Annotated in this window: 16 protein-coding genes and 2 pseudogenes; 9 read left to right on the plus strand and 9 right to left on the minus strand. The window is 69.4% G+C overall.

Features of this window, described 5'->3' with window-relative positions; genetic code table 11:
- Window positions 1-123: 123 nt before the first annotated feature.
- The 4 genes from ACZ4UV_RS08600 to ACZ4UV_RS08615 form a co-directional block, all read right to left on the minus strand.
- Window positions 124-693: a Clp protease N-terminal domain-containing protein gene (locus tag ACZ4UV_RS08600; RefSeq protein ID WP_467836899.1), complete on the minus strand. Its 570-nt coding sequence runs from the start codon at window positions 691-693 to the stop codon at window positions 124-126.
- Window positions 694-727: 34 nt separating this feature from the next.
- Entirely contained in the window at window positions 728-1,057 is a 330-nt protein-coding gene (locus ACZ4UV_RS08605) for an NIPSNAP family protein (protein ID WP_467836903.1), read from the minus strand.
- 41 nt (window positions 1,058-1,098) lie between these two features.
- Window positions 1,099-1,524 (minus strand): SsgA family sporulation/cell division regulator, encoded by a 426-nt coding sequence (locus tag ACZ4UV_RS08610; RefSeq protein ID WP_467836906.1) that lies wholly within the window; start codon window positions 1,522-1,524, stop codon window positions 1,099-1,101.
- 319 nt (window positions 1,525-1,843) lie between these two features.
- Window positions 1,844-2,257 carry a hypothetical protein gene (locus tag ACZ4UV_RS08615; RefSeq protein WP_451018209.1) on the minus strand — a complete coding sequence of 138 codons (414 nt, stop codon included), beginning with the start codon at window positions 2,255-2,257 and terminating at the stop codon, window positions 1,844-1,846.
- 333 nt (window positions 2,258-2,590) lie between these two features.
- Here ACZ4UV_RS08615 and ACZ4UV_RS08620 point away from each other — a divergent pair, with 333 nt between their 5' ends.
- The 8 genes and pseudogenes from ACZ4UV_RS08620 to ACZ4UV_RS08655 all read left to right on the plus strand — a co-directional run bounded on the left by ACZ4UV_RS08620 (window position 2,591) and on the right by ACZ4UV_RS08655 (window position 8,595).
- Window positions 2,591-2,800 carry a ferredoxin gene (locus tag ACZ4UV_RS08620; RefSeq protein WP_121790814.1) on the plus strand — a complete coding sequence of 70 codons (210 nt, stop codon included), beginning with the start codon at window positions 2,591-2,593 and terminating at the stop codon, window positions 2,798-2,800.
- Window positions 2,790-2,942 (plus strand): hypothetical protein, encoded by a 153-nt coding sequence (locus ACZ4UV_RS08625; RefSeq protein ID WP_451018208.1) that lies wholly within the window; start codon window positions 2,790-2,792, stop codon window positions 2,940-2,942. Before ACZ4UV_RS08620 ends, ACZ4UV_RS08625 begins: the two co-directional genes overlap by 11 nt.
- A pseudogene (locus ACZ4UV_RS08630) lies at window positions 2,915-3,106 on the plus strand (FAD-dependent oxidoreductase); the annotation flags it as partial. The gene ACZ4UV_RS08625 and the pseudogene ACZ4UV_RS08630, both read left to right, overlap by 28 nt.
- Window positions 3,107-3,136: 30 nt before the next feature.
- A complete protein-coding gene (locus ACZ4UV_RS08635) occupies window positions 3,137-4,321 on the plus strand; it encodes a cytochrome P450 (RefSeq protein WP_467836916.1) in 1,185 nt (394 codons plus the stop codon).
- A gap of 316 nt (window positions 4,322-4,637) precedes the next feature.
- A pseudogene (locus tag ACZ4UV_RS08640) lies at window positions 4,638-6,572 on the plus strand (SpoIIE family protein phosphatase); the annotation flags it as partial.
- A 158-nt stretch (window positions 6,573-6,730) separates the two neighbouring features.
- On the plus strand, window positions 6,731-7,033 hold the full coding sequence (locus ACZ4UV_RS08645) for an ATP-binding protein (RefSeq protein WP_467837910.1): 303 nt from the start codon (window positions 6,731-6,733) through the stop codon (window positions 7,031-7,033).
- Window positions 7,034-7,108: 75 nt separating this feature from the next.
- Window positions 7,109-8,053, plus strand: a complete 945-nt coding sequence (locus ACZ4UV_RS08650) for a hypothetical protein (RefSeq protein WP_467836920.1) — start codon at window positions 7,109-7,111, stop codon at window positions 8,051-8,053.
- Entirely contained in the window at window positions 7,939-8,595 is a 657-nt protein-coding gene (locus tag ACZ4UV_RS08655) for a SpoIIE family protein phosphatase (protein WP_467836922.1), read from the plus strand. Before ACZ4UV_RS08650 ends, ACZ4UV_RS08655 begins: the two co-directional genes overlap by 115 nt.
- Before the next feature lie 94 nt (window positions 8,596-8,689).
- Here the strand turns inward: ACZ4UV_RS08655 and ACZ4UV_RS08660 are convergent, their stop codons facing one another.
- Both ACZ4UV_RS08660 and ACZ4UV_RS08665 read right to left on the minus strand, forming a co-directional pair.
- Complete coding sequence (locus tag ACZ4UV_RS08660) at window positions 8,690-10,327, minus strand: sodium:solute symporter family transporter (protein ID WP_467836925.1); 1,638 nt, start codon at window positions 10,325-10,327, stop codon at window positions 8,690-8,692.
- Window positions 10,328-10,374: 47 nt separating this feature from the next.
- Entirely contained in the window at window positions 10,375-10,737 is a 363-nt protein-coding gene (locus ACZ4UV_RS08665) for a hypothetical protein (RefSeq protein ID WP_451018201.1), read from the minus strand.
- Between the two features lie 823 nt (window positions 10,738-11,560).
- On the opposite strand from ACZ4UV_RS08665, the gene ACZ4UV_RS08670 reads away from it, so the two are divergent.
- Window positions 11,561-12,457 (plus strand): FAD-dependent monooxygenase, encoded by an 897-nt coding sequence (locus ACZ4UV_RS08670; protein WP_451018200.1) that lies wholly within the window; start codon window positions 11,561-11,563, stop codon window positions 12,455-12,457.
- Here the strand turns inward: ACZ4UV_RS08670 and ACZ4UV_RS08675 are convergent.
- From ACZ4UV_RS08675 to ACZ4UV_RS08685, 3 genes are all read right to left on the minus strand, one after another.
- Window positions 12,418-13,206 (minus strand): IclR family transcriptional regulator, encoded by a 789-nt coding sequence (locus ACZ4UV_RS08675; RefSeq protein ID WP_451018199.1) that lies wholly within the window; start codon window positions 13,204-13,206, stop codon window positions 12,418-12,420. The two genes, ACZ4UV_RS08670 and ACZ4UV_RS08675, sit on opposite strands and share 40 nt — an antisense overlap.
- Window positions 13,207-13,248: 42 nt before the next feature.
- Window positions 13,249-14,103, minus strand: coding sequence for a fumarylacetoacetate hydrolase family protein (locus tag ACZ4UV_RS08680; protein WP_467836932.1), 855 nt, complete (start codon window positions 14,101-14,103; stop codon window positions 13,249-13,251).
- Between the two features lie 216 nt (window positions 14,104-14,319).
- Entirely contained in the window at window positions 14,320-14,814 is a 495-nt protein-coding gene (locus ACZ4UV_RS08685; RefSeq protein ID WP_467836934.1) for a VOC family protein, read from the minus strand.
- Between the last annotated feature and the right edge of the window lie 13 nt (window positions 14,815-14,827).

Consider the following 14,827-nt stretch of genomic DNA (forward strand, 5'->3'; position numbering starts at 1 on the left):
GTGGCGGCCTGGGGTCGCCGCTGACAGGGCCGCAGTCCGGATGTCCGGGCGGCTGTCCTCGGGAGAGGGCGACCAGGTCCTGGCCGGGCACGTGGCTGATCGCCGCGAAGCACTGCGTCGTGGTCATTCGTGCAGTGATGAACGGGTGTCCGTGAGTGTGGTGTCGAGGGCGGCCGGGCCGAACCCGGCCTCGGTCAGGACGTCGGCGGCCACTCCGCGGCCGAGCCGGGCAAGACCGATCAGCAGGTCGTCGCAGTCGATGCGGTCGGAGCCGTTGTGCTCGGACCGCGTCCGGGCGATGGCGATGGCCTTGCGGGAGCGGGGCGTCCAGGCGACGCGCTCGGCTGCCTGGGAGCCACCCGTGCTCAGTCGATTGCCGACCGACCGGTGGACCGCTTCCGGTGGGACACCGGCGGCGTGCCCGAGCCGGGTGGCGCTGTTGTCCTCGGTGGTCAGGCCCCAGAGCAGGTGCTCGGTGCCGGTGTGGTTGTCGCGGTGCTGCACCGCCGCCTGTTCGACGTGCGCCATCGCCCGGCGGAGGTCGTCGGTCATCGTCTCGGGGCTGTGGCGCTTGTGCGGGCTGTTGAAGCGCTGCTGGACCGCCTGTCCGGTGACACCCCGGGCGGCGCCGATGTCGGTCCACGAGGAGCCGTGCGTCCGGAAGTGCTCGACGTGATCCTCGACCAAGCTCACCCTTCCGGCCGCGTCACCTGTCGAAGGTCGACCGTCATCGCAAGGGCGAGTCGGCGGTGGGCGTCAGCACGGACTCGGCGATGTCGACGATCTGGGTGAGGTCGAAGCCTTCCATGTCCGCGCGGAACTCAGGACTCGACACATACGCCTCCAGTCGCTCCCGCATGTCGTCGGCGTCCCTGTAGGAAACGAGGGCGTACAGCTGGGGCGCCTCGCTTGCGGGCGCCGCGGGCACCGTCCAGACACCGTGTGTGGTGATCCGGTGCTTGGCCATACCGGGAATGTGTTTGGCCCAGATGTTCTCGTAGGTGGCGAGCGACTCAGGGCTGCGCACGGTGTAGACACGAAGCTGGTATTGGGACATGAATTTTCGTTCCTCTTCTTCTGGGCGTGGACGGATGGCGGTCAGTCTTGCGAGAGCAGGAACGCCAGCTCGGTGTCCCAGTCGATGCGTCCGGACTCGGTACCTTGTGGCACCAGCGCCTCCGTGTCCTCCAGGAAGGACTTGATGTCCTGCACGGGAACCTCGAGCAACGCGGTGCCTGCGGAAGACCCGAGGGCGATGTACATCGCCTCGTCACCACGACCGACGGCCGGCCAGACCCGGACATCGCCATCGCCCGCGGAACCCGTCAGGCCATCACTCAGAAGGTCACGACCCAGGACCCATTCGACCGGTTCGTCACCGTGGACGAAGAAGACGGCACGGACGACATAGGGATCGGTGGGTTCGTAGCGCAGGCGCATGCACATGGGCAGGGAGTAGTCGCGTGAGACGACAAGATGCGCGGCCACCCCCCGCACGACGGTCTTCAAGGACTTCATCGGCATTCACTCCAGGGCGCCTCTGCCTCGGCCGCACCCCGCCGCCCGGCTGGCGACGAAGAGGTGGTGGAGGGAGGGGCTTTACAGCAGGGCCCGGGTGGCCGGACCGCACCATTCGTGTGCCCATCGCGACAGCTGGGCGACGTGAGTCCGCGACGCCTGACGGGTATCTGCAGGCAGCGGCGATGGGGCAGGGCCCTCGGCCGGGCGGCCCGGGGCGGCGGTCAGGGGCCAGTGATCCCTGACCAGCGAGCGCGTCCCTGTCGCCGACGGACTTCAAGGCGGGGGAAACGGCCTGGGCCCATGGCCACAGGCGGAACCTGCCTCACCAGTCGGCGTGGTTCCGGTTGTGGTGTTCCCCGTTCCAGCCGATGTGCTCCGAGCGGTTCCGGTCGTACCCGTACGACCGGCCGGACTTCCAGCTGTGTCCCTCTCCCTGCCGGCGGTAGAAGTGACCACCGCGGTAGAAGAGACCGTCGCAGTCGTGCCGGGTCGAATCGGTGCCCTGGTGGTCCTGATGCCAGCCGCGGATTCCGTCGCAGGAGTAGCCCTGTTCGAGCAGGTAGCCGACTCCGTGGTCCCACTGGTGGTCGGCGGCCTTGGCGGTGACAGCCGGGTGGCGGACGTGTGCGGACGCAGGAGTCGCGGCCGAGGCGGTGTCCCCGGCGCCGAGAACGGTGACACCCGCGACCGCCACAGAGGAAGCGGTGACGGCGATGCGCTTCGTGAGCTTCTTCATGATCTTTCCTTCCCGGTTGGCGTCAGGTGCGCCGGCCGGTCGTACGGGCAGGCGATGTGTAGCGCCTGGCGTGGTCCGGGTCAGACTTTCCATACGTTGTATGGAACCTCCCTCTCATTAATACCATACGCTGTATGGAATGGTCGAAGTGGCGTGGGTCACGGAGACGGCCGGAGCTGACCAGGGCGACAACGGGCGCTTTCCTCAGAAGAGTTGGCAATGCCCGCCTCATCGGCGCGCCGGGGTCTGCGTTCCGCGGCCGCAACGTGCGGGCCTGTCATTCCCGGCCCATGCTGGAAACGAGGGGGTGAGGCGACGGAGGAAGTGGTGGACATGCGGACCGTTGTCGACCTCACGCGCTGCCAGGGCTATGCGCAGTGCGTGTTCCTCGCGCCGGAGGTGTTCGAGCTGCACGGCGAGGAGGGACTGCTGTACGCCACGGCCGTCCCCGACGACCAGGCCGAACGTGTGCGTCAGGCCGCGGCGGCCTGCCCGGTCCAGGCGATCCTTCTGGGAGAAGAGGTGAGCACCGGTGCCCGGTGACCTCAAGGCCGGCCGTATCGTCATCGTCGGCGCGTCGCCGGCCGGGCTCAGGGCCGCCGAGGCGCTGCGCGAGGAGGGCTTCACCGGTTCGCTGACGGCGGTGGGGGATGAACCAAGTCGCTCGACTACTACCGGCACCTGATCGAGACGGCCGCTCCATTTCCGCCACCGCCCGGCGCGCAGGACCGGGCGATCGCGGCGGACATTCCGATCCCCTCCCTCGTACCGGATCCGTCGGGGCTGTCCCACGGCCCGACCGTCGCGCTCACCGGCCACCTTCCCGACCGCAGACTGACCGTGGTGTAGCCCACGTCCCGCCGACCGCGAGGATCCGCCATGGAATCCGAGACCCTGCTGGCACGGATCACCGACTACGCCAGCCGCCCCGACCCCTACCCGCTGTACGCGGAACTCCGCGAGGCCGGTCCCGTGGTACGGCAGACAGACGGCAGTTACCTGATCGGCACCTACCACGAGATCGCCGCTCTGCTCCACGACCCGCGGATGAGTGCCGACCCCCGTACCCGGGGGGAGGTGACCCACAAGCCGCCGTTCCTCCGGCTCGACGACCCCGAACACCACAGGCTGCGCACCCTGGCCATGCGGCCCTTCGGCCCGCCGCACAGCCCCGGCCGGGTCGACTCCATGCGTGGCGAGATCGAACGGATCACCAGCGAACTGCTGGCGTCCTTCGCAGCCGGCCGGCAGATCGACGTCGTCGACGACTTCGCCTACCCGCTGCCCGTCACGGTGATCTGCCGGCTGCTCGGCGTGCCGCGCGAGGACGAGCCGCTGTTCCGGGCCTGGTCCGACGCGCTGGTCGCGGCCGCCGACGTCAGGCCCGAAGACGAGTCCACGGAGACGGACAAAGCCGGGGACCAGGCGCGGATGGAGATGGGCGGGTACCTGGTGAACCTCGCCGAGCAGCGCCGCGGCGACCCGGGTGACGACATGCTCTCCGCCTTCGTCAACGAACCGGACCCGGCCCTGCGGCTCACTCAGGAGGAACTCGCTGAAACCGCCGTGCTGTTGCTCATTGCAGGGCACGAGACGACGGTCAACCTGATCACCAACGGGGCGCTCACCTTCCTGCGCCGGCCCGAGCAGCTGGACCTCCTGCGCCGCGAACCGGACCTGCTGCCGCGCGCGGTGGAGGAGCTGCTGCGCTACGAGCCCCCGGTCCACATGCGCGAGCGCGTCCCGCGCGCCGACATGGACGTCGCCGGCACCGGGATCCCGCAACACGCGTCCGTCGTTCTGGCACTGGCCTCGGGCAACCGCGATCCCGTGCGGTTCCACGAGCCCGACCGGTTCGACCCCACCCGTGCGGACAACCAGCACCTCGGCTTCGGCAGTGGTATTCACGCGTGCTACGGCGGCCCCCTGGCCCGCGTCGAGGCGTACGCGGCGCTCGGGGCGCTGCTTCCCCACCTCGGCAGCGCCCGCCTGATCGAAGATCCGCCCCCGTACCGGCAGAACGCCGTGCTCCGCGGGCCCCGCCACCTGCCCATCCAACTGTGAAGCCGCGTAGCCACGGCGAGCGATGAGCTGCACAGCGTGTGTCTGACTCTCCGATCAGGCATGAGGGTCTTGACGCCTGAGCAATTACATCTGACTATTTCATCAGAAATGGACATATGCTCCATTGTGATCCATACCGCACCGTGTGCCGCTCACCGGGACAACGCCGTTCGCCACGGCCGCACACAGGGCCGCCGGACCAAGCACCGACGCTCTCACTTCCGCACCGATGGGACGGACCGCGATGACCAACACCGACCACACCCTCCTCGCCGAGCCGGTAGGCCCCCGTGAGGTGCCCGACGCCGCGATAGCGATGATCGATGCCGAGGGCACCGTGGTGGGGTGGACGCACGCCGCTCAGCAGCTCGTCGGCTATTCGGCCGGGGAGGTGGTGGGCCGGTCCGCAGCACACGTGCTGCCGCCTCCCGAGGACGCCCGGAGGGCGTTGGCGTTCGCCGAGCTCTGCCGTGCGCGGGGTGGCTGGTCCGGCACCACGGCGATACGCCACCGCGACGGCCGCACGCTCAGGATGACGCTGCGTGTCTCGCTGCTGCGGGGGCAGGACGCCGGCACCCGGTGGCTGGTGTCCGTGACGGACATAGGTTCCCTGTCCTCGGAGGCGACCGGGGGACCGGTGCGTGAGTCGCTCCTCGCCCGCGCCCCGATCGGCATCGTCGTCTATGACCCGCAGCTGCGCTGTGTGTGGGTGAACGACGCCATGGAGCGGCACGACGGCGTTCCTCGTCACCGACGCTTCGGGCACGGTCTGAAGGACTCACTGCCCGCCGTCGAGGCCGAAGCGCTCAAGGTGGTGATGCGGCAGGTGCTGGAGAGCGGCACCACGACGCTGCACGAGTACCGGGCGTGGCCGCCCGCGGACCGGCGCCGTGAGCACGCGTTCTCGGCCTCGTTCTTCTGCCTGCAGGGCGCGGACGGCACACCACAGGGCGTGTGCTCGATGACGGTGGACGTCACCGGGAACCGGCGGGCGCGGGAGCGCCTCGCCATCCTCAGCGAGGCCAGCACACACATCGGGACCACCCTCGACGTGATGAGGACCGGGCAGGAACTGGCAGAGCTCGCGGTGCCCCTGCTGGCCGACCACGCCCTCGTCGATCTGGTGGAGTCGGTGCCGTTCAGTGTTGAGCCGTCGGCACGGATCGGCACGACGAGCAGCCGCCCGCAGCTGATGCGCCGTGCCGGTCTGGCCTCCGTCGACCTGGGTGTCCTGGAGTTGCCGTGGGTGCGCGAAGAGGTGGTGCACCCTCACCTGGAGTCTCCGTTCGCCGCCGCCATGCGCACCGGCCGGTCGTACCTGGAGCCGGTGCTGGACACCCGTGCCGGCCCCTGGGTCGACCACGACCCGGTGCGGGCGCAGAAGGTACGCGACAGCGGCGTCCACTCCTTGATGGTCGTCCCCATCCGTGCCCGGCGCTGCGTACTGGGACTGGCGCTGTTCGGCCGCTCCGTGGAACAGACGCCGTTCCAGGAGGACGACCTGCTCCTCGCCGAGGAACTGGTCACGCGGGCCGCGCTGTGCCTGGACAACGCGCTCCAGTACGCGCGCGAGCGCACCGCCGCCCTCACACTGCAACGCGACCTGCTCCCTCATCGGGTGCAGGGCGGTGCCGCCGTCGAGGTCGCCTCACGTTATGTACCGGCCGACATGGACCACGGGGTGGGGGGTGACTGGTTCGACGTGATCGAGCTGTCCGGCGCCCGGGTGGCCCTCGTCGTCGGCGACGTGGTGGGACACGGCATCAACGCCGCGGCGACCATGGGCAGGCTGCGCACCGCCGTGCGAACGCTCGCCGACCTCGACCTGCCCCCCGACGAACTACTGGCGCACCTCGACGACACGGTCCGGCGACTCAACGACGAGGACGCCGACGTCTCCGACCCGGTCCCCGCGGTGGTGGGTGCCACCTGTCTGTACGCCGTCTACGACCCGGTCACCCGACGGTGCACGCTGGCGCGGGCCGGGCATCCCCCACCCCTGATCGTCGACGCGCAGGGCAAGGTCACCGTTCCCGACCTGCCGGCCGGAGCCCCGCTCGGCCTCGGCCTCGGTCTCGGCCTCGTGCCCTTCGAGTCCGTGGAACTGGAACTACCTGAGGAAAGTGTCCTCGCCTTCTTCTCCGACGGCCTGGTGGAGTCCCGCGACGAGGACATCGACGTCGGCCTGCGGCGACTGGGTGCCGCCCTGGCACAGCCCGGTGCCGCCCTGGAGGACCTGTGCTCCCGGGCGATGGAGACCTTGCCGACCCAGGCACCGGCCGACGACGTCACCCTGCTCCTTGCGCGGACCCGCGCACTGCAACCCGCCCAGGTCGCCTCCTGGGACCTGCCGAACGAACTCGTCACCGTCCCGACGGCCCGGCACCTGGCCGCCCGTCAGCTCAGGGAGTGGGGTCTGGAGCCGCTCGTGACGCCCATGAGTCGATCGTCAGCGAACTGGTCACCAACGCGATCCGCCACGGAGACGGCCCGATCCGCCTACGGCTCATCCAGCACCGGGTGCTTACCTGTGAAGTCTCCGACACCAGCACCGGCCAGCCACGCCCACGCCATCCCCGCACGCTCGACGAGCACGGCCGCGGCCTCTACCTGGTGGCTCGGCTGTCGCGCAGGTGGGGTTCGCGCTCCGCAGCAGACGGCAAGGTCGTCTGGGCCGAACAGGACCTGCCTTCCACAGCCGGCGCCCTCTGACACGTCGGCGACTGACAGCCGCCACAGGATCCCCCCTCCCGGAGCCGCGGGCTCTCGCAAAGGAAAGCCAGAGACATGGACACATCGAATACGGAAATCGGCGACTCGGCAGGCGCCTCCCAAGGAGTGACGAGCGTCTCCGGCGCCGTCCCCGGCGGCAGGCCCCACGCCTTCGACGGTCTGGCCGCCGCCGTGCTCGACGATCGGGGCACGGTGGTGGGCTGGACCGGGACAGCACAGGACCTGACCGGGTTCCGCGCCGACGAGGTCCATGGCCGCCCCGTGCGGGAACTGGTGGCCGACCTCCCGCACGACCCGCGCAGGGCCACGCCATTGCCGGCGACCGGCCGGGTACGCCTGCGACACCGGTGCGGCAACACGATCGACGTCACGTTCCGGACCACACGTGTGAGCGGCTCGGCGGCCTTCCTCGTGCTCGCGGCCCCCACCCTTCACGCCGTCGACCATCAGCACGGCGCAGCGCTCCTGCGCGCACTGTCCGCACAGAACCGGATCACGATCGCTCTGCACGACACGGATCTCATCACCGTGCAGACGAACGCCATGCCGGACAGGCTCGACGGCCGTCCCGTACAGCCGGGCACCCGGCTGTACGACGTGCTGTGCGCCGAGGACGCCGAGAGCATCGAGGCGGTGCTGCGCCAGGTCCTCGAGACGGGCGTCCCGGTGCTCGGCAGGAACCAGCACGTGCGCTGGCGAAACCGTCCGGTGCCGCGGCACGCACTGTCACTGTCCGCCTTCCGCCTGGAGGACGCACGAGGACGCCCCACGGGGGTCGCGGCCCTGTACACGGAGGACACGGACCAACTGCGTGCCCGCCGACAACTGGATCTCGCCCGCGAGGTCGCCGAGCGCGTGGGAGGCTACCCCTCGCCGTCTGCGGCATGCCGTACGAGACCACCACGATCGGCCTCGAGCCGGGCAGCGTCCTCGCGCTCTACACCGACGGCCTGGTCCACCGACGCGCCCACGACATCGACGACGGGCTCCGGCGGCTGACCGATGCGCTCGCCACGTCCTGCCGCCCCGACCGCGCTCTGGACGAGACCGGCAGGGCCCTCCTCGACGATCTGGTGGACGAGGCACCGCGGGACGACGCGACCCTCCTGCTGGCACGCACCCGCGCCATACACGCACAGGACACCGCTCACTGGCAGATACCGGCCGATCCCGCCGCCGTCTCCGAGGCCCGGGCATGGGCGACCCGCCAACTGCTCGCATGGGGTTTGGACGACCTCTTCTTCCCCACCGAACTCATCGTCAGTGAACTGGTCACCAACGCGATCCGCTACGGCCGTCCGCCGGCGGAGCTGCGACTGATCCGCGACCACGTTCTGGTCTGTGAGGTCAGCGACTCCAACAGCGCCCAACCCCGCCTTGCGCCGCGCTCGCACCACCGACGAGGGCGGACGCGGCCTGTTCCTCGTCGCCCAGCTCGCCGACCGCTGGGGCTGCCGCCATGGCCAGAACCACAAGACCATCTGGTCCGAACAGCCCATCGCGTGCGCTCACTGATCACGCCCACCTTCCGATCGGCGTGATCGAGGTGGCGGACGAAGGGCCGGGCCTCGAACCCGTCGAGGCCGAGCTCGTCTTCGAGCGCTTCCACCGCGCCGACCCCGCGCCCGGGGAACGTCACAGTGGCCGGTGCATTCCGGGGAGGGGTGTGGAGGGATTCTGGGGGGTGACAGCGCGGGATGCGAGCGGCCGACCGGTCAACAGGAGTGCGTCGACGGCGAGCGGATCCTCCTCCGGAGCCTGGGTCCGTCCGCCCCGGCGCCGTCCGACCAGGCTGCCCACCCACCCCAGCAGGAAGGCCCCGGGTACGGAGACCATGGCCGGGCTGCTCTGGCCGAACCATGCGAAGTCGGCGGTCGGGATCAGTGCCGTCGGGCTGCCCGACACGGCAGTGGAGAACAGGTACAGGCCGATCGGCAGCGTCGTTCCACCGTAGACCGCCCACAGCAGCCCCGTCCGGTTGAAGCGGCGCCAGTGGAAGGTGTACAGCAGGGCCGGTGTGACGCTCGACGCGGCTACGGTGGTGGCGAGTTGGGCCAGGAAGCCGACGGAGTGACCCTGGAGGAACACCGCGGTCGCGATGCCCAGGGCGCCGAAGAGCGCCACGGCGATACGGGCGGTGAACACCTCGTCCGACGGACCTGACCGCTTGTGCCGCGCGACGTAGGGGTAGGAGTCCCGGGCCAGGGCGCCGGCAGCGGCCAGTGTGGTGCCGCCGACGACCGACAGAATGGAAAGGAACAGGGCACAGGCCACAGCGGCGAACATCAGCTCGCCGAACCCGTTCCCCGTACCCCCTGTCAGGCTCCGCGCGAGGAGCATCAGCGCGCCGTCGGAGTGCGCTTGCCCGCTGAAGATCTCACGCGTGCCGATCCGTGCCGCGGCCGTGAATCCCAGCAGTACCGACGCGGCGCACAGCACGGCGACGATGCCGGCCGCGTATCGGATGGAACGTCGAGCGGTGGCTGGGTCCTTCATCGCGTAGACCCGGCTCAGGACGTGCGGCATGCAGGCGCTGCCCAGGACCAGGGCGAGCTGACCTCCGGCGAAGTCGAGGCGTGAACTGCTCCCGATGCCGATCGTGCCGCCGGGGGACAGGTACCGGCCCGGGTGGGTGCTGCCCTGGGCGGCGGCGCCGATCAGGGTGTCGACGTCGCCGTGGAACGCCCGGACGGCGTACGCGCACATCACGAAGATCGCCGTGCCGATCACCGTGACCGCCATTACCTGCACTGAGGTGAGCCCCTTGGCGCCGCTGAGCAGACCGCAGACGACGACCAGACAGCCGATCAGCACCGTGCAGATCTTCTGGACGCCGATCCCGGTGAAACCGAGCAGGGAGGCGGTGATATTGCCTGCGGCCGTCAGTTGCACGACCAGGAACGGTCCTGCCATGGCGAGTGTGGCGACCGAGGCGGCGATCCGGGGAGCCGTTCCGGGCACCCGGAGGGACAGGAGCTCACCCAGTGTGCAGGCGCCGCTCAGCTGGATCGGCCGGGCGAGGAGAAGGAGCACCCCGAGAGAGAGGAACATGCTGGTGGCCGTGGTGATGCCGTCGAAGCCCGCGGTCGCCACCACACCGGTGACGGTGAGCAGCAGGGCTGTCGATGTGAAGCTTCCGGCCAGCGCCATCGCGCTCTTCCACGCCGGCAGTGTTCGGTCGCCGGTGTAGAACTCCCGTGCGGTGTGTTCGTCCAGGCTGGAGAAGACCGTCAGGAAGAGGGTCAGCATCATGAACAGCATGAAGCCGATCAAGACATGATTCGGGCTGCCGGAAACAGCCATGTGCAACGTCCCACCGGTCATCTCGTGTCCCCCGTACCGCCGTTGGCCGCTCCCGCACCGGACTGCCCGTACGCCTGCTGCCAGGGGTCCAGCAGACGGGTGCAGCGCCGGTCGAAGCGCCGGGCTGTCACCAGCAGCAAGGCCACCTGGGCCAGGGAGAGCAGCAGCCCCACGGTCACGTGCGTGCCGGGCAGCCGAAGGGCCAACAGATCGCCGGCCGTCGCGCCCAGAACCAACGTGACGGTGAAGCCGATCGCGTTCGACGTCAGAAAGGCCCGGTCCAGCCGCAGGGCCTGATGCCGTGCGTGTTGCAGAGCCGATGAACCTCTCGGTGTGTCGCGGTGAGCCGGGAACGCGGACGGGTCGGGTCTGTGACGCATCGGGTCTTCTCCTGGTAGGTGAGTGAATCGCAGGACCGAGGGCGGTCGGAGTGGGGGACTGGCCCGAACCGCGGTGCGCGGGGAACCTCGGTTGAGCTGGGGCGACCGGCGTAGGACGCATCGGATGATGTACTGTACGGTTCAGTTCATATTACGCGTCAAGACCTGCGCGTCATGGTTTTTCGCGGGTGTCGCCGTCCGGGGGCGCGCTTGAATCGGCATCCAGCGGCGCCCAGGTGTGCCTCCTGCGGTGAACGACACATGTGTCACCGCGAGACTGGCGCGCACACCGCCGCTGGCCGAGGGGCTCTGGTGGTCGCCGTCGGAGCCGGGGTTCGCCTTCTCGGGGAAGCGTGCGCGTTCTGATGGCTCGGCCCCGACGTGCGCTACCGGGGCGGAGCCGTCTCCTGTGTCCGGTGCTGGGTGCCTCGGGGTGCGGACCATTCCGCCGTCGGCCCCGTTTTCGCGTTGGAGCCACCTGTGACCGTGCCGAGGTTGGGGGTTGTCAAGAGAAGGAGCCGAGGCCTAGTGTCTCGATATGTGGGGCAGAAGTCCTGATAGTAGAGACAGGGTGAGCGTCGCTGGTCGCTGGTCTGCGAGACAGATGCCAGGTCGAGGACCTGGCGGCGCGACTTCTCCGGGGGGGCATGTCGATCCGGCGTGGCCGGACGACCGTGCGGGGCGAAGCTCACCCTGCCGCTCCCGCAGACGATCCACCTCGACCAGGGCCCAGCAGGACCTCGCCCGGACAGAACGACCGCACGTTCGGCTCACACTCCCGAAAGGCCCCTCCATGGCTACACCACCCCCGGCGTCGTCCGGCGTGGCGCCACTGGTGCTCGTCGTCGGCGCGGGACCGGTCGGGCTGACCGCGGCCAACCTCCTGGGCGCGCTCGGTGTGCGCGTGCTGGTCGTAGAGCGTCACGCGACCACGAGCGATGACGCGAAGGCGATCAGTCTGGACGACGAGTCACTGCGCACACTGCAGTTGGCCGGCCTGGACGAAGCCGTCTACCCGATCATCGTGCCGGGGACGGGCGCGAGGTACTACGGAGTCGGCGGACGACCGCTCGTCCATGCCCGCGGCACCGGAGAGCGGCGGTACGGGCACCCGTTCAAGAATCCGTTCGCCCAGCCCGATCTCGAGCGCGTCCTGCGCTCCGCTCTCGACCGCTTCCCGCACGTCGACGTTCGCTTCGGGACCCGCCTCGTGGAACTGAGCCAGTATCCCGACCGCGTGTGGGCCACCCTGGCATCCGGTGACGGTGACGGTGACAGTGACGAGGTGACGCGGCAGATCGAGGCAGCCTACGTCCTGGCGTGCGACGGAGGCCGCAGTACCGTGCGGGAGCAGCTGTCCGTCCCGATGCGCGGACGCAGCTATCCCGACGACGTCTGGCTCGTCGTCGACACTCTCGAGGATCCGCACGACGAGCATTACGGCATGCACGTCGGCGACCCTGACCGGCCCCTCGTCATCGTGCCCGGGCGCGAGGGGCGGTGCCGATACGAGTTCCGGTTGCGCCAGGGCGAGTGCGCCCCCGGCGGCGCGGTGCCCTTTGGCCTGGTAAGGGAGTTGCTGCGCCCGTGCGGCCTGGACCACGTCACGCACATCAAGGCCTGGGGCGATGGATGCGCCGTAGCGATGCCGAGCAGGAACCACAGGCTGCCTGTGCGTTCTCAACCGCCGACGGTGATCAGGCGGTCGGTGATCCTCTGAGCCGTGGTCAGCACCTTCTGAGCCAGTTCCGCTTCCGCTTCGGGAAACACCCTGGAGGCGAGCGCGGCGACGCTCACCGCGGCGACCACCTTCCGCTCGGCGTTGCGGATCGGTGCGGCCACGCCCGTCACATCGGGGTCGAGTTCGCCGCGGGTGACGGAATAACCGGTGCGACGGATGTACGCCAGCCGGTCCATGAGAGTGTCCACGTCGGTGATCGTGGCCGACGTGAAACGCCTCAGCTCGGCTGCCTCCAGCAGCCGCCGTGCCTCGTCCTGCGGGATCCAGGCCAGCAGGACGAACGCGGAAGCCCCGGCGTTGAGCGGGAGGGCGCTGCCACGCTCGTAGGAGATCCGCACTGCCCGTGCGCCGGCTTCCGCACGGTCGACGCAGACGACCAGGTCCCCGGCACGACGGGTCAGGAGCACCGTCTCGCAGACGTCCTCGGACAGTTCGGTCATCGCTGGAACGGCGATCTCGGACAGTCCGTAGCTGCGCCTTGCCAGCCGGCCGATCTCCAGGACACGCAGCCCGAGCCGGAAGCCGCCGCCCGGCGCCTCCTCCAGGAACCTGCTGCTCACCAGGGACTGCAGATATCGGTAGGCGGTCGAACGGGCGACTCCCAGACGCTCGGCGACCGCGCTACCGGAAATGACAAGTCGGGTGTCGTCGAACATCGTCAGGATGTCCAGGGCCCGGTCGGCCGTGGAGTTGCGCTCGCGATAGCTGGGGGACGCTGTTCCTGACATGGGAGACACTTTACCGTGCGGGTACCTCCCGGCGACCGGAGATCACAACCGGTCCTTGACGACGGTGTTGCGCAGCTCGCCGACTCCCTCGACGAACGTGACCAGCTGCTGCCCGGGGCGCAGGAAGACCTTGGGGTCGCGTCCCGCCCCCACTCCACCCGGGGTGCCGGTGGCGATCAGATCACCCGGCAGGAGCGTGATGACGGTGCTGATGTAGGCGATGGTCGTGGCGACATCGAAGAGCAGGTCGCAGGTGTTGGACTTCTGCATGGTGTGGCCGTCCACACTGCAGCCGACCGTCAACCCGGAGGCTCCCGGGGGGAGTTCGTCGGGAGTGACGAGAGACGGCCCGACCGGCGTGGTCGCCTCGAACGTCTTCCCGGAGAGGAACTCCCGGGTGCGATGCTGCCAGTCCCGCACGGTCACGTCATTGACAACGGTGTAGCCGCCCACGTAGGCGAGCGCTTCGTCCCGGGCGACGTGCCTGGCTCGCCGTCCGATGACGACACCGAGTTCGGCCTCCCAGTCGAGGTCGTCGCTGACCGGCGGCATATGGACGTCGTCGTGGGCACCGATCAAGGACCCGTCGTACTTGGCGAAGAGCGTCGGGTGGTTCGGGGTGGGCCGGCCCATCTCCTTGATGTGTGTGGCGTAGTTCAGGCCGAGGCACACGATTTTGTTGGGGTGCGGGACGACGGGGGCGAGGGACGCCCCCTCCAGAGGCACCCGCTGGCCGTCGGCCGCTGCGGCGCGCTGTTGCCAGTCCTCCCCGCTCGCCAGCAGTGCTCCGACGTCCGGGTACGGCAGCAGGACCAGTTCATCGGCCTCCAGGCGGGCAGCAGCGGTAAGTTGCGCGCCGGAGTCGGGGGCGGGCAGACGGACCGTACTCAGTCTCATGATGGCTCTCCGGAGAAAGTGGACGAAACGGCGGCAAGGGGCGGCGCGGCGGCCGACGCCCCGGGTGTGTGAGTGGGGTTGGAGAGGGCTCGGGGCACGAGCGTTCGAGGGTGGTCGCCGTGGGGCCGTCACCGGTGTAGGCGTTCCGCTCGACGAGCGGAACGCCTACACCGGCCGAACCGACCCGGGGCGCGTGGCGTCGCGAGGACGCCCCCGTCACTGGACCGGCTGGTAGGCCGGGCCGCCCTCGGTCAGCAGCCGCTCGGCCTCGGCGAAGATCTCCTCCGGGGACAGGTCGAGGTTGAGCGATTTGCGGAAGGGCTGGCGTACGTCGCGTTCGATGCGGAGGTAGACCTCGTTGCGGTTGCCCTCGGGGTCGAAGAAGTAGATGCCGATGGCGTTGCCGTGGGTGACTTCCTGCTGGACCTCGATGCCCTCGGCGCGGAACCGGTGGTGGAAGTCGATGATCGTCTCCAGGGAGTCGACCCGCCATGACACCTGGTGGGTGAGCTTGGCGCCGGCAGGGGCGGTGCGGCCCTGCTGCAGGACGAACTCGTGATGCTCCTCCTCGGGCCGGGAGGAGAGGAACACGATGCCCCGCTCCTCGTCCTCGTCGGTCACGGTCAGCCCCATGACACGGGTGTAGAAGTCACGCATCGACTCCAGGTCGTCCACCCAGAAGCCGGTGTGTCCCAGGCCGGTGATGGCCATGGAGTTCTCCTTT

The sequence above is a fragment of the Streptomyces sp. NPDC028289 genome (genome assembly GCF_055565975.1).

Excerpts from the sequence above, each read along its gene's own strand:
- ACZ4UV_RS08605 (WP_467836903.1), bottom strand. The coding sequence starts at position 1,057 with ATGTCCCAATACCAGCTTCGTGTCTACACCGTGCGCAGCCCTGAGTCG.
- ACZ4UV_RS08610 (WP_467836906.1), bottom strand. The coding sequence starts at position 1,524 with ATGCCGATGAAGTCCTTGAAGACCGTCGTGCGGGGGGTGGCCGCGCAT.
- ACZ4UV_RS08615 (WP_451018209.1), bottom strand. The coding sequence starts at position 2,257 with ATGAAGAAGCTCACGAAGCGCATCGCCGTCACCGCTTCCTCTGTGGCG.
- ACZ4UV_RS08620 (WP_121790814.1), top strand. The coding sequence starts at position 2,591 with ATGCGGACCGTTGTCGACCTCACGCGCTGCCAGGGCTATGCGCAGTGC.
- ACZ4UV_RS08635 (WP_467836916.1), top strand. The coding sequence starts at position 3,137 with ATGGAATCCGAGACCCTGCTGGCACGGATCACCGACTACGCCAGCCGC.
- ACZ4UV_RS08650 (WP_467836920.1), top strand. The coding sequence starts at position 7,109 with ATGGACACATCGAATACGGAAATCGGCGACTCGGCAGGCGCCTCCCAA.
- ACZ4UV_RS08655 (WP_467836922.1), top strand. The coding sequence starts at position 7,939 with ATGCCGTACGAGACCACCACGATCGGCCTCGAGCCGGGCAGCGTCCTC.
- ACZ4UV_RS08665 (WP_451018201.1), bottom strand. The coding sequence starts at position 10,737 with ATGCGTCACAGACCCGACCCGTCCGCGTTCCCGGCTCACCGCGACACA.
- ACZ4UV_RS08675 (WP_451018199.1), bottom strand. The coding sequence starts at position 13,206 with ATGTCAGGAACAGCGTCCCCCAGCTATCGCGAGCGCAACTCCACGGCC.
- ACZ4UV_RS08680 (WP_467836932.1), bottom strand. The coding sequence starts at position 14,103 with ATGAGACTGAGTACGGTCCGTCTGCCCGCCCCCGACTCCGGCGCGCAA.
- ACZ4UV_RS08685 (WP_467836934.1), bottom strand. The coding sequence starts at position 14,814 with ATGGCCATCACCGGCCTGGGACACACCGGCTTCTGGGTGGACGACCTG.